This window comes from Chryseobacterium sp. G0201, assembly GCF_003815655.1.
Taxonomy (GTDB): domain Bacteria; phylum Bacteroidota; class Bacteroidia; order Flavobacteriales; family Weeksellaceae; genus Chryseobacterium.
This window is the reverse complement of record NZ_CP033917.1, coordinates 351,864-366,851: the sequence shown is the minus strand read 5'-3', so window position 1 is coordinate 366,851 and position 14,988 is coordinate 351,864. Positions and strand designations below refer to the sequence as shown.

Sequence of the window (14,988 nt, the reverse complement as noted above, 5' to 3'; positions counted from 1 at the left end):
TTCCAGAATATACTATGATCAGTATCACGATGAAACCTGATACTGGTCAGGCATGGAAATTCAATTTGTATATAAATAATTGTTTATTTTTAGATAACCTATTTATTTGATATGTCTTACAACTTACCTGAAGGTCTTAGAGGTCTTACAAAAGATGAAGTAGAAACTTCCAGAAAACAATATGGATATAATCGCTTGGAGAATATACGTAAGAATACATGGTTTGATTTGCTTATTGATATTTTAAAAGAACCTATGCTTATTTTGCTTATCATTATTTCCCTCATTTATGTGATTGTGGGAGATTATGGTGAGGCTGCTTTTATGTTTGTAGCAATTTTGGCGGTGACAGCTATTTCTTTTTATCAGGATAACCGCAGTAAGAAAGCTTTAGAGGAACTTGAGAAACTCAACGAACCTTTAAGTACGGTTATCAGAAACTCAAAGGCAGTAGAAATTCCGACACATGAAATTGTTGTAGGTGATTTATGCATCACCGAGGAAGGAAGGATTATCAATGCTGATGGAGTAATTGTACACAGTAATGATTTTTCCGTGAATGAATCTTCTCTTACCGGCGAAAGTTTTTCAGTTTTTAAAGATAACAAATCTGAGGATAATCTTGTTTATAGCGGAACAGTTACGGTTTCGGGGTTGGCTGTTTTTAAAGTAGATAAAATAGGAAAAGAAACACGTGTTGGTAAAATTGGAGAATCAATACTGAATATAAAAGAAGAAATTTCGCCATTGCAGATCCAGATTCGGAAGTTTGTACAATGGATGGCAGTTATCGGTATCGTTATTTTTTTGATGGTTTGCATCTTCAGCTATATTAAAACCGGAGATCTGGTTACGAGTCTACTTAGTGGATTAACACTGGCAATGTCAGTATTGCCTGAAGAAATTCCTGTAGCCTTTACAACTTTTATGGCTTTGGGTGCGTGGAAACTGATGCGTCAGGGAATTATTATTAAGCGGAGCAGTATTGTAGAAACCCTGGGAAGTACGACGGTTATCTGTACCGATAAAACAGGAACCATTACTGAGAACTCAATGAAGCTTCAACATTTGTATGATTACCATTCCGACAGGATTTATGAAGAAAAGGAATTTGAGTCTGACGAATTGAAAGAACTGATTGATTATGCAATGTGGAGCAGTGAGCCAGTCCCTTTTGACCCTATGGAAATCACTTTACACAAAACGTATGAACAGACTCAAAACAATGATATAAGAAAAGAATACAGGATGTTTCATGAATATCCGCTTGAAGGGAAGCCTCCAATGATGACCCATCTTTTTGAAAATACAAATAAAGACAGAATCATCGCTACTAAAGGAGCTCCCGAAGCTATTCTTAGCGTTTCTAATCTTTCAGAGGCGGAAAAAAATAAGATAAGAGATATTGTCAAAACATTTGGACAGCAAGGTTATCGTGTTTTGGGAGTTGCTAAGTCCCATTTTGATGGAAACAGCTTTCCAAAAAGCCAACAGAATTTTGATTTTGAATTTTTAGGGCTGACTGTGTTTTATGATCCCCCAAAAAAAGGGATAAAAGAGGTATTTCAAAGTGTTTATGATGCAGGAATTAAGGTAAAAGTCATTACTGGCGATAATGAAGATACAACGAATGCAATTGCGCTTCAGGCTGGAATTAAAAATGATGCTCCTGCAATCAATGGTAGTAATATTATAGTCCATTCTGAAGAAAAGCTAATGGAACTTTCAGAACGTACAGTTTTGTTTACCAGAATGTTTCCAGATGCCAAACTTGCGGTAGTAAATGCCCTGAAAAAGAAAGGTGAAGTGGTAGCCATGCTTGGAGATGGTGTAAACGATGGCCCAGCATTAAAAGCTGCCCACATTGGTGTAGCAATGGGAAATAAAGGAACCGAAATCGCTAAATCAGCTGCAGCGCTGGTAATTACTAATGATGATTTAGAAAAACTGATTGTTGCAATTGCTGCAGGTAGAAGAATTTATACCAATATTAAAAAGGCGATCCAATATATTATTTCCATCCATATTCCGATTATTCTGACGGTGTCTTTACCTTTATTTTTAGGATGGGTATTTCCACACATATTTACCCCCGTTCACATCATATTCCTCGAGTTAGTCATGGGACCAACTTGTTCTATTGTTTATGAAAATGAACCAATGGAAAAAAACACTATGAAACAGCCTCCAAGAGCTATTGGAGACACTTTTTTAAGTTTAAATGAACTGGGAATCAGTATTGTACAAGGGGTGATAATCACCCTAGGAGTTCTATTTGCGTATCAGTTTACAGTTCAGCAGGGTGGTAGTGAAGAAAAGACAAGGGCAATGGTATTCAGTACCTTAATCTTTGCCAATATATTACTGAGCTTTGTCAACCGGTCATTCTTTTATAGTGTGCTGGAAAGTTTTAGAAACCGTAATCCTTTACTTATTGGCATTTCTGCCTCAGTCATGATGATGCTTTTAGTCATATTATATGTAAAACCTATTTCTCTATTCTTTAAAGTAACGGCGCTTAGTATAAGCGAATTGGGGATGGCTGTTTTCATTGCAACTCTTTCTGTTTTATGGTTTGAGATTTATAAATATGTAAAAAGGAAAAGGAAAAATTAGGATATTTAGTAATATCATATTTTTAAATAATCAAAGTCATTATTTAAAAGCAATAAATTCAGGACAATGAAACTTAACTAAAAAGGGCTCTTTAGAATACCCTAAAGTATCTTAATGGAACCCTAGTGATGTTGGTCAGTTCTTCAATTCAACCCTTTATACAAGATTCAAGCTTTTTATATTAAGTTTTTGGAGAGCTTTGATGAAACTTAAATTATAGCTGGAATCATTATTTTTAGTGATAGTAGTCATTATTTAGCAAGGCAGTAATTTGGAAATTTACACTGCTAAATTATTACTCATGAAAGCTTTTTTGACCTTCACAATTATTCTTTGCTGTGCAATTATCACCCGGGCTCAGGATTTGAAAATGACTAATGAGATTGCTTCTTCACTTAAAGATAGCGTTACTCTCTCTAAGCTGCATTACCCAAAATCAATCATTCAGTTTTATACCAAAAATGACTATGAATATGCTTGGATAAATGATAAACAGAAGTCAGATCAACCTGAACTAGCAATGTTGTTACTGACGTATTCCTACCGATTCGGACTCACTTTATCTGATTATCATTGGGAAGCAATTTCTCTTCAGAAATTAAGAAAATTGAGAGATACTCCTGTAGGAATAAATCAAAAAGAGTTAGCTGTGTTCGATATTCTGATGACAGATGCCTTAATAACGTTTATTAATAATCTGCATTTTGGAAAATACAATCCTTCATACAACTCGGCATATATTGATACTAAGGATATTAATGGATTTCGCTCAGAGGAAGTATTACTATTTGCAAAACAGCAGACAGATTTTCTTAAGGTGATCCTTGAAGTTCAGCCTAAGATTAAAGCTTATACAGACCTTCAAAATTATTTAAATGGACTCTATGAAGAAAACGATTGCTTGGCTCCTCAACCTGAAATTGAAAAGATTGTTATCAATATGGAACGCCTGCGATGGATCAATACAAGAGATCAAGCGTATATATTAGTCAATATTCCTTCCTATACATTAGAATTTCACCAGAAAGACAGTGTATTTGATTTCAAAGTAATTATAGGAAAACCTACTACCAAAACTCCGGTCCTGGAAAGCAGTGTTACTTATTTTACAACAGCCCCTGACTGGAGAGTTCCCCAAAGTATATTTATAAAAGAAATGCTTCCAAAAATTTTAAAAAACAGCAGGTATCTGGAAGATCATCATTATTCAGTTTACAATAAACAAGGTAATGAAGTTGAAATAACTTCGTCAAAACTAAAAGAGATCCGCCAAAATCCTCACAGATATAGTGTAAGACAATCGTCCGGATGTGATAATGCACTGGGAGCAGTGGTTTTTAGATTTGATAACTCTTATGGAGTATATCTTCATGATACTTCTCAGAAACAATTGTTTAAAAAAGATGATAGAGCTTTGAGTCACGGGTGCATTCGTGTTGAAAATGCCAAAGAGCTCGCATCTCTCATATTAAAATATGATCATTCGGAACATAAGATTCCTGTTTTAGAAAATGCAATGGCTGAGTACCAAAGAAAAGATTTTGTTTTAAAGCAACCGGTTCCCATCATTATTACTTATCTGACCTGCCTGATAAAAGATGGAAAACCTGTACTGTATAAAGACATTTACCATTTTGATGATTCACTCGAAAATAAATTTAACCAAGATAAATAATAGAATTATGAGAACGATTGTAGTACCTATAGACTATTCAAAGCCCGCAAAAAATGCTGCATTGTATGCACTTCATCTGGCTAATGAGCTAAAATGTAATATTAATTTGTGCCATGCCTTTGCACTGCCGGTTGATAGTCCTATGCTTGGACAGACTGCGTGGGCCTTATATGAATATCCGGCTTTACAGGATGAAAACAGTAAGGAGATGAAAAAATTGGTAAAAGTACTTGAAGATAAAGAGAAAACTTTATGGGGAGATGAGGCTTTTCCTTATCATCCGTCTATATATTACTCTTGCGAGGGAGGTGATGCTGTGCAGTTAATAAATAATACAGCAGACAATAATAAAACATTGCTTATTGTAATGGGGATGCAGGGAGATGGGATGCTTGCCCGGTTTATTTTTGGAAGCAACAGTCTTAAAATGATTGAAAATACACAACATCCGCTCCTTCTAATTCCTCAAAACCATAAATATAAGGGAATAAAAAAGATCGCTTTTGCAACAGATCTGAATAAAAAAGATATAAAAATAGCTCAATCATTGATTATGTTTGCCCAATACTTTGATGCCGAACTTTTAATTACTCACATTATTCAGAGCAATAATGATGTGATTCAGGATACTTCTTATGAACATAAAAAAGAAGTCTTTTTAAAGGCTCTTGATGGTAAAGTTTGTTATAACTGTATTTACAGCGAAAATATAGATTACGGTTTAGATATCCTGAAAAATAAAGAGATTGATATTTTGGCAATGGGACATGACCACAGGAGTTTTCTCGAAAGATTTACTAAAAGCAGTCATGCTGCAAGACAGGCTGTTGAGTTAGAAATTCCACTATTAATCATTCCGGAAATTGATCAGCTGTTTTTTTAAATGAAATTTCATTTTTTTTTAAATATTGTTTATTGATAATAATTAATAAAAGTTTAATATTTTAACATTCTTTCACATTCAGATGCCTTTAGTGTACTAAAATTCATAACTTTAAATAATGGTTTAAGATATGGATTATGGAAAATACTAAACTTTTGCATGCTATTATAGAAACAGCGATTGATGGTATTATAACCATTGATAACAGAGGCAGAATAGAAAGTCTGAATCCCTCTGCGCTAAAAATATTTGGGTATAAAGAAGAAGAGTTAGTAGATAAAAATATTTCAGTACTGATGCCGGAACCCGATAAAGGCAGGCATGATGGTTACCTTATTCATTATCAGGATACTGGAGAAAAGAAAATCATTGGAAAAGGAAGGGAAGTTAGGGGCTTGAGAAAAGATGGTACACAATTTCCTTTCAGGCTTGCTGTAAGCGAAGTGCAATATCAGGATAGGGTGATCTATACAGGTTTTATACACGATCTTTCTAAAGAAAAAGAAGCGGAAGAATCTCTTAAAAAATACGCCGGCGAGCTGGAAGAATTGGTAGAGAATAGAACAAAATCCCTAAAAAAAATACTTCATGAATTGGAAAAAGCAAAAGAAGAGGCTAGTATGGCCTTGGAAAAAGAGAAACAACTCAATCGGATGAAAAGCCGTTTTGTTTCAATGGCATCGCACGAATTTCGTACTCCTTTAAGTTCTATGCAGCTTTCTGCCGTACTTATTGAAAAATATCTTCAAACTTCAGACAATATCCAAATATTAAAACATCTTCATAAGATAAAAAATGCAATTGCCAGTTTGAATTCCATTCTCAATGATTTTCTTTCCTTAGAAAAATTGGATACAGGGATTGTAAAACCTCAATATGACTCATTTGATATTGTTAAATTTTCAGAAGAACTTACGGAAGAAATGCAACTCATAACCAAAGAGGACCAAATTATTATTTATCAGCATACAGGATCAGAGAGTGAAATAAATTTGGATCAAAATTTATTAAGGAATTGTTTAATGAATTTAATAAGCAATGCTATAAAATATTCAGGAGAACATACGTTGATTGAATTCTCTACAGAAATAAATAAAGATCAATATATGTTTTCAGTAAAAGATAATGGAATAGGAATACCTGAAGAAGATCAATCCGGTCTTTTTCAGCCATTTTTTAGAGCGCATAATATAGGAAATATTCCCGGAACTGGGTTAGGGCTCAATATTGTGCAGCGGTATGTAAATCTTATGGATGGTAGGATCCTTTTTGAAAGTAAATCAGGTAAAGGTACCGAGTTTACCTTATCATTTCAGAAAAAGTCAGTTAATAATACTCCAATTTAGTTCCAATGGAAAAAACACGCCTCTTGATTATCGAAGATAATGATGATATCCGCGAAAGTACTTCAGAGATTCTTCAGCTTGCCAATTATGAAGTATTTCAGGCTTCTAATGGCAAACAGGGAGTAGATCTGGCCATTAAACATATCCCGGATGTGATATTATGTGATATTATGATGCCGGAGCTTGACGGGTATGGGGTTTTACATCTTTTAAGCAAGAGAGAGGATACTGCACTTATTCCTTTTATTTTTGTAACGGCAAAAACCGATCGGGTAGAAGTCCGAAAAGGAATAGAAATGGGTGCTGATGACTATCTTACCAAACCTTTTGATGACATAGAACTCCTCAGTGCTATTGAAAGCCGATTGAAAAAGAAAGAACGTCAGAAAAGCCTTTACAGCAATATTCTTACTCAAATGACAAATTTATTTCAGGGTTCACACGGACTTGATGAACTAAAGAAAGCTTTTGATGAACGAAAAGTGAAGTCCTTTAAAAAGAAGCAGATTATATACTATGAGGGTGATGCAGCAAATGCTGTCTATTTAATTATATCCGGTTCAGTGAAAACAACAAAAATGACGGAAGATGGGAAAGAACTCATGACAGGAGTCTATAGTCCGGAAGAATATTTTGGACTCACTTCATTATTTGCAGGAAAAGAATATAAAGAGACGGCTAAGGTATTGGAGGATGCTACACTTTGTTCGGTTCCCGGAGAAGTAATTGACCAATTACTGTATAAATATCCTGATGTAGCGGAGAAATTTATTAAAATTCTTGCACAAAATGTTATTACCCATGAAGAGCAGCTATTGCAGCTTGCGTATTTTTCTGTGAGAAAAAGAATGGCAGAAGTTTTACTTAAACTTCATACAAAACATCCTCACACTGAAAATTTTGAAATTTCAAGAGAAAATCTCGCTTCTATGGCTGGAATGGCTATCGAAACAGTAAGCAGAATTCTCAGTGATTTTAAACAAGAAAATTTAATAGATAGAAGTGCCGGGAAGATTACCATACTTGATGTTTTAAGACTTCAAAAGCTTAAAAACTAATCTCTATCACTTTTTATGATGATTTCATGCATTTGTAAGTTCTATGCTGTTCAATACATTTGAAGATTGAACAGACAGTATGAAAGTCATCGTTTATCATATCAGCCAGGAAGATAAAAAGCTTCTTGCTTTGGCTAATCGTAAAAAGCATAAAATTACGATTATAGTAGATCCTTTAAGTGAAACGACAGTCCATTTTGCAGAAGCAAAAGATACTGCCATAATCATTGATCAGGAAAAGCTGGTTTCCAATAGTCTTATTTTGAAACTTATATCCTTTGGTATCAAATATTTTATATTCAGCTTCCAGGAACAGGTTCCCGTGGATGTATCAATAATTCAGGATGCCGGATTGAAATATATTATCATTCCAGACTCAAAATTAGCCATTTCCTCAATAATTGAAATTCTCGATGCCTGGAAAAAAAGTGATTAACATCATTTCAAAACGCAACGACAGTCATGATTTAAAAATTATTTACATTATACCTTTGGAGTATAAACCTTAAAATAATTGTATTATGAAAACTTTAGAAAAAGCCAATCCATCAGATCAATCTCAATTATTAGAATCTCTGGTAGAAGATTTTTGGAAGAATGATGATGGTGTTAATCAGTTGGTTAAATTAGAACCAACAGTTAACATTATTGACAAAAACGGTGTCTATAAGGTGAAAGTTTCAGCTCCGGGATTTAAGAAAAAAGATTTCAAAGTAGCGGTTGAAGACGGATCACTGATCATTAGTGCTGAAACCAGTGCAGAGAAAAAAGAAGAAAAAGAAAATTATGTAAGAAAAGAATTTTCAGCTTCCTCATTTGCCCGCAGTTTCCGTTTACCCGACAATATTACTTTAGATCACATAAAAGCCAATTATAAAGGGGGATTATTAAATATTACTATTAGTAAAACTAATCTGGATAAAAAAGAAGTAAAAGAGATCAAAATACGCTAAAATTTTTCAGTATTAATTCATACAACTCTATGGCGCATTCAGGAGATTATTCAAAGTATCAGTCAAAATAGATTGTGTGCACAAGAAGTATTAAGGGTGAAAATTCAAATGGAGTTGCCATAAATATCCTAAAAAAAGGAGAGGGGAATTTTTCAAAATATTGGCAGATAATTCTGTAAAATTAGCATAATATGACTTATTTGGAATTATTATCTCTACAGTTTTCAAGCAATATGGATATTTTTAAATGCCATTTTTTTTAATTAAAAATAACCATCAAAATTTATGATAGTTACTTTTAATTAAAAACATATAAATGAGGGTTTACATATTTTTTGTTTTCATTGTGTTATTAGAACCTTGGGATCTCAGTATTGTAATAAACTATATATTATGTTTAAAATTTAATTAACGATTTTGTAACCATAAAAAGAACTATCAACTACTTGGTAGATACTATCGCTATTAACGGCTGCTGCTGTTGCTGCGGAAGCCATACAAAGAGTTTCTCCAGCATTATCAAATTGTGTTGATCGATAGAACATATAGTATCCGTTGGCAGGAACTGTAAATTTTCCACTCTAGGTATACATTCTTGCAATGAATCTAAATACTAGTTTTGAAACTTTACAAAATCCAAATAGAACACAGGATTACCACCATTGAAACTAACTGGCACTATACCATTAGTTTTGCCAGCCAAGATTGCATAGTTTCCTGGTGTTGCGAAGTATAATACCCGATTTTGATCTCTGGGAAACATAAAAGCTGCTGTATTAGAACCACAATAGCTTCTCCAAACATCTCCAATACCATTAATGTAAAAGGCATAATCGTTACAGTCGGAATTAATAGCTAGGCCACTGCGGAAAAAATACCAACCTTTGGCCGGGATAGTTACTGATATTCCTGTAGCTAAACCTCCACCACCTGTTGGTCCTGTAAAAGGATTGACCAATGTTCCTGTATAAGCGGTCCAATTATTAGCAAATGCTGTAGTAACAGTAGATGACCAAGTTGCTAAACCATTAGCGTCACTGGTTAATACGTATCCTAATTGCTGTGAGCCGTCTTTAATTTGTAAAGCACCGTTCGTTGTACCATTATCGATAATGAATTTAGCATTTGCAGCGCCTGTTGGAACAATATTTGTGCCTACTAAAACTTTTCCTGTTCCGTTTATACTTAGGTTATTTCCCGCTGTCGCAATATCTGTAGCTTGAGACAATGTACCGCCAAGCTTCATTTGACCACCTAAAGCTGTAAGGCCGTTATTGGCTGTTAAAGAAGTGCCCAATGAGACAATTTCCCATGTAGAACTAGCTCCGGCAAGGCCGGTGCTGATCAATTGTACACTTTGATTTTCAGGTACTGAAAGATTGGTGTTTCCATTGATAGACTCTGAACTTGCGGGATTTACTGTTATTGTAAAATTTGTATTGTTTTTGATTGTGTATATGCGCCCTTTGAAATTTCCAATACCACTTATAGCAGATGGAAGATTAAATACAGCATTTGATATACCATTATACGAAACGTAAAAATCTGTTGCAGTCAAATTATAAGGTGTCGTATTTACTGCAGTATAATTTGCGGCCAAAGATCCGTTAATATCTATTGTAGATCCGGGATTTGCAGTATTCACTCCTATATTTCCTGTTTGTGCAAAAGCAATAGAAGCAGTTAGAAATCCTACTACTTTTAATAATGTTGTAAAATGTTTGTGCATTTATTAGTTTTTTAGTTGTTTGGTAATCTATTAATCCTTTGTTTATGGTATATAGGATATATCAGTTGAACACTTTATGTATACTTTATAATGATGTAAAATTATAGAAATACTTCTACAAGAAAATTAACACTATGTAGAATAAAAGAAAGAGCCATGTAGAAAATTTTCTACATGGCTCTTTACATATTGATCCAAATAATTGCTTATTTTATTAAATTATCAAAGCGGCTTTGTTTTTAATAATTTCATAAAATAAATTTCTGACCATTTAGTTTATCATATTAGGATATATAGGTCTCGTAAAGTTTAATAAGGGTTGCAAGGTTGTTAGTTTTTAATTTATTATGGATTCTTTTTTTATAGGTGCTAATCGTTGTCATTTGGATATTCATCGTATTTGAGATTTCTAAATTACCATATCCTTTTACCATTAAAATAAAAATTTCATATTCCCTTTCTGAAAGATTTTTTATGGAATCCAAGGGTGAGGTTTGTAAAAGCTGGTTTACAATGCTTGATGGATAATAATAGCCCTCGGAGAATATTTTTTTTACGGCCTCCGAGATTTTATCAACCTTACTGAGTTTACTGAGGTATCCATTGGCTCCTTCTTTTATATACTGCACAGCTATTTCTTCTTCATAGGCAGAAAATATGAGGATTTTTATAGTAGGATCAAGCTCTTTAATTTCAGAAATCATTTTTTTATTTTTGCTCTCCGGCATATTGATATCTAAAATAACAAGATCATATTTTTGTTTAGAAATTTTATCAATAGCTTCCGGGTAATCTTCAGCCTGATGGATAATTACATTTTCTATTCTGGATTCTAAAATTAAACTTGTTCCCGCCAGTACAATGTCATGATCATCGGCTATAAGAATATATTTAGTCATTTTTTTTATTTGTTAGAATTAGTTTGAAAGAAGTTCCCTGTGATTCATTTTTTTTAAAAACAATTTTACTTTCAATCATTTGTAATAATTGTAATACGAGATGCAACCCCATACCATATTTTTGTAATAATAATTTTTCACTTTCGATATTATCCTGAAGTCTTGTGTAGTATTCTATTTTATGATCATCCATACCGATACCTGTATCTGTTATCAGTAATATAGTGTTCTCATTTTCAATCGTATTATTTATTGTTATAATGCCATTTTGTGTGTATTTTACAGAATTATCCAGTAGATTATGAACAATAGCGGCTAGTATGTTTTTACTAATCTGCGTACATAAAGAGGGATCTGCATTATTTATAATTACAGTATTATTATTTTCCGCGATGGTATTAAAAAATATTATCTTTTCTTCAATAAGTTTATAGAGAGAATAAGATTCTGTTGTATCAGACCTATGACTGTAGATGTCGGCATATTCTTTTAAAGTGATTGTAAAATTATACAGCTGATCCGATGATTTATAGATAGAAGTAAGTATCTTTTCCGCCCGATGCTTATTAAAATCTTTATTTTCCAGCACTTCTTTTGCGGTGAGAGCAATGAATTTTATTGGAGTAGTAATATCATGGGTAATGGTACCAATGAGTTTTTTCTGTTGTTCAATCTCGTTATGGAGCTGTATTTTTGTCGCTTTTAATTTTTCTACAGTGTCGGAAAGGTTTCTTGTGCGAAGGTTGACAATTCCTTCCAACTCATAATTTTTCTTTTTAAGAAAGCTTATTCTCCATTTTATCAGAAAATTCAACAGCAATAACATGATGGAAACTGCTATCACTTTAAACCAAAGAGTCTGATAAAAATAAGGTGGAATAATAATATTTATTTTTTTATAGACATATTTTCCACGGTTATTAACAAGCATTCTTACAATGAAAGTATAATTTCCGTATCCCAGATTAGAAATATAGAATTTCCTGTCTTTACCTATAAGCTGCCATTTTTTTTGAGGAGTATCGTTTAATTTGGCCTCTATTATCATATTATCAGGGCTTGCGTAATAGGGAACATCAATAAATACTTCAGTGTGGTCAGACTCCTGATCTATATATAAATTATTTTTAAAATAAAGCTCCCGATTATCAATCAAAGCTCTTTCGATGTATATATTTTGGGGATAATAACTTTTAACTTTAAGAGGATTAAAGAAAACCAGACCATTTAATGAAGGAAGAACGAACTCGCCATTTTTTAACTGATTACCGGATATATTACCTCCGCCATTAAATTCATTAGTATTAAAACCTGAATCTTTTGAATATCGATAATAATTTACTTTATATTTTTGATCATCAGCATATTTTAAAAGTTGGCTTTCTAATGTTTTATAGAGCCCATTATTGGTAGGTATCCAAAAAAAACCATTCATATCTTCCAAAATTGTATGTGATGATGAAATGTTGCCATTAATATCATAAGGCATTTTAATCAGTCGGTTTCCTCTGAGCAGATAGAAACCTTTTCCTATCGTTGTTATCCAAAAATGCCCATTTTTAGATTTTATGATATTACGGACGGATATATCTTTTTTGGCATTTAGATTGTATATTTTATTTGTTTTCAGTGATACTTTGTACAAACCTTTTATAGTTCCAACCAAGATATTATTCTGGTCAAGACGGATAAATTTTGTAGGCTCATCATTAAAAATGATTTTTTTATCTATTGAAGAAAATGATTTCCCTTTATATACAGCAAGTATTCCGGAATAGCCTTTTGTACCTTTTTTTTTAGGTTTTACAATCAGTGCATAGTATTTATTTTCGTCGAAGAAAAAATCTGTTAAAAAAAAATCCTTTATCGGGATAGAAGCAAGATCGGTGTAAGATTTTTCTTTTTTATACATTATTGCATCTCCTTCTTTTCTAACAATAATATTTTCTTTTTCATCATAAGTCATGAAAAAGAAAATAGCATCTTTAAAATGAAAGTTTTTTACCAGTCCATTTCTATCATAAACCTCACCAATAGGAGATATTACTGAATTGTTATTATAAGGTAGGGTGGAATAAAATACGGATGGCGATGAGTTATTTTTAGTAGTAGAGAATTCTGAAAAATTTATGATTTGAAGTCCCTCTGTACTACTCCCAAGATATAGTTTTTTGTAAAAATTATCGTAGTAGATGCTGCTCAGGTTATCTTTACTTATATCGTCATTCATTTGGATTAGCTTGATTATTTTCAGCTGTCCGCTTTTGTAATAACAGGTATAAAGAGTATTTTCATTAAGAATAAAAACTTGATTATTGATTTGGCTCCAAAAAATTTTACTTTTGATATCGGTAAGTAGTGGAATATTATAATTATTGATAATTTTTCCTTTTTCTATCTGATTTACTTTATGATTTTTAAAATCTAAATAAAATATAGACTCATCAATTGCGAAAATTCTGATAATATTTTTGTAGAATACTTTTATTGCAAGATTTTCCTTTTTTTTTGCTAGATAGGGCTTATATAACAAAGAATTTTCTTTTATATAATACATTCCTTTTTGTAGCTTTATGTAATAGTTGATGTCTGGAGAAGCACCATAATTGTAATTGGAACAATACAGTAGGTAATCACTATTTTCGTGAGAAATAAAATTTTGATTGTTTTTATGATTTTTAAATATTACAGGCTTTTTTTCATTCAATAGAATTGTATTGCCATAGTCACCATTAGTGAAAATACTATCCTTTTTAGTAGAACCATAGAAATAAGTGAAGCGCTGACTGTTTAATGGAAAATTCTTATAAACTAAAAAATTAATTCCATCATATCTTACAATTCCATTTTCAGTGGTTAGCCATATAAATCCATATCTATCTTTTATAATATCTTTTACACTGTTTTGTGGAAGCCCGTTATCTGTGTTGTATAATTGGATATTATATTTCTGACTGGAAACTTTAAAAAAAATAAAAATCAAGATTAAGAGAATAATATTTTTATACAAATCTTATCATTTAAAGGTGAAGCAAATATATAGATGAAAAAAATGATAATAAAATAACAATAAATGAATTTTTACTATTTTAAGAATTTTGGAAGCCGTTTCTGCGAAAATCAGTGGTTCTATGATTGGAATTGTTGTATTGAGAATATGTTTTTGGGAACTATCACTATGGAATAGCTGCATTGGAAGACTATTTCTTTGGAGTGAATATCAATAAATATAGCGATATAGTATAGGATTGTATTCATGTCAGATAGACAAATACTAATTTTTATTTTAATTATTTCATAAAATTCCGATAATATTTTAAGATAAATTTATTTCATAGTTAATATAAAACGTTGTTTAATTGAACAACGTTTTATATCTCTTAACTTTAATTACTTTTATAATTTTTAAAAAAATTAATTCACTGATTTTCATGTGATTAATATGGTGTCTGCACAAATCCAGAAAACGTAAATGAAATTTTGCTCAAGTAAAATATTAGCTATTATTTATTTTTTTTATATTGACCAGGTGCATATTGTTTAGCAGATTTTGCTCCGGTTATTTTTTTTACTTGTCCAGGTGGAAGTCCATGATTTCCGTTAGATTTTAATTGTGGCGCACAAGAAAAAACAAATAATCCAGTTAGCGCTAATAAACCTAATTTTTTTATTGTATTCATACTATTATTTTTTTTATAGAATAAGAATATTATGCCAATTTAGATACAGTACTTTTTTAATGCCATTAAATGTTTTACCCAATCAAAACTATGTGATTAATAATCCTATAGAAAATAAGGATATTTAGCTAACAAATATTGTATTAGTA

The 14,988-nt window shown here is 32.1% G+C and carries 12 protein-coding genes; 7 read left to right on the top strand and 5 right to left on the bottom strand.

The features are described from left to right. Positions 1–111 precede the first annotated feature (111 nt). From EG348_RS01600 to EG348_RS01570, 7 genes are all read left to right on the top strand, one after another. A complete protein-coding gene (locus tag EG348_RS01600) occupies positions 112–2,616 on the top strand; it encodes a cation-translocating P-type ATPase (protein WP_123980074.1) in 2,505 nt (834 codons plus the stop codon). A 301-nt stretch (positions 2,617–2,917) separates the two neighbouring features. Then, complete coding sequence (locus EG348_RS01595; RefSeq protein ID WP_123980072.1) at positions 2,918–4,291, top strand: L,D-transpeptidase family protein; 1,374 nt, start codon at positions 2,918–2,920, stop codon at positions 4,289–4,291. Positions 4,292–4,298: 7 nt separating this feature from the next. Beyond that, positions 4,299–5,174: a universal stress protein gene (locus tag EG348_RS01590; RefSeq protein WP_123980070.1), complete on the top strand. Its 876-nt coding sequence runs from the start codon at positions 4,299–4,301 to the stop codon at positions 5,172–5,174. A 137-nt stretch (positions 5,175–5,311) separates the two neighbouring features. Beyond that, entirely contained in the window at positions 5,312–6,520 is a 1,209-nt protein-coding gene (locus tag EG348_RS01585; RefSeq protein WP_123980068.1) for a PAS domain-containing sensor histidine kinase, read from the top strand. Positions 6,521–6,525: 5 nt separating this feature from the next. Next, positions 6,526–7,578, top strand: coding sequence for a response regulator (locus EG348_RS01580; protein WP_123980066.1), 1,053 nt, complete (start codon positions 6,526–6,528; stop codon positions 7,576–7,578). Positions 7,579–7,657: 79 nt separating this feature from the next. After that, positions 7,658–8,014 (top strand): hypothetical protein, encoded by a 357-nt coding sequence (locus EG348_RS01575; protein WP_123980064.1) that lies wholly within the window; start codon positions 7,658–7,660, stop codon positions 8,012–8,014. Between the two features lie 85 nt (positions 8,015–8,099). After that, entirely contained in the window at positions 8,100–8,531 is a 432-nt protein-coding gene (locus EG348_RS01570; RefSeq protein ID WP_123980062.1) for an Hsp20/alpha crystallin family protein, read from the top strand. 404 nt (positions 8,532–8,935) lie between these two features. On the opposite strand, the gene EG348_RS21595 is transcribed toward EG348_RS01570, so the two are convergent. The 5 genes from EG348_RS21595 to EG348_RS21590 form a co-directional block, all read right to left on the bottom strand. Then, positions 8,936–9,076 (bottom strand): hypothetical protein, encoded by a 141-nt coding sequence (locus EG348_RS21595; RefSeq protein WP_164463239.1) that lies wholly within the window; start codon positions 9,074–9,076, stop codon positions 8,936–8,938. Between the two features lie 68 nt (positions 9,077–9,144). Beyond that, positions 9,145–10,260: a hypothetical protein gene (locus tag EG348_RS01565; protein WP_123980059.1), complete on the bottom strand. Its 1,116-nt coding sequence runs from the start codon at positions 10,258–10,260 to the stop codon at positions 9,145–9,147. A gap of 284 nt (positions 10,261–10,544) precedes the next feature. After that, positions 10,545–11,159, bottom strand: a complete 615-nt coding sequence (locus EG348_RS01560) for a response regulator transcription factor (RefSeq protein ID WP_123980057.1) — start codon at positions 11,157–11,159, stop codon at positions 10,545–10,547. Further along, positions 11,152–14,142: an ATP-binding protein gene (locus tag EG348_RS01555; protein WP_228414819.1), complete on the bottom strand. Its 2,991-nt coding sequence runs from the start codon at positions 14,140–14,142 to the stop codon at positions 11,152–11,154. Before EG348_RS01555 ends, EG348_RS01560 begins: the two co-directional genes overlap by 8 nt. 520 nt (positions 14,143–14,662) lie before the next feature. Then, complete coding sequence (locus tag EG348_RS21590) at positions 14,663–14,839, bottom strand: hypothetical protein (RefSeq protein WP_164463238.1); 177 nt, start codon at positions 14,837–14,839, stop codon at positions 14,663–14,665. Positions 14,840–14,988 lie beyond the last annotated feature (149 nt).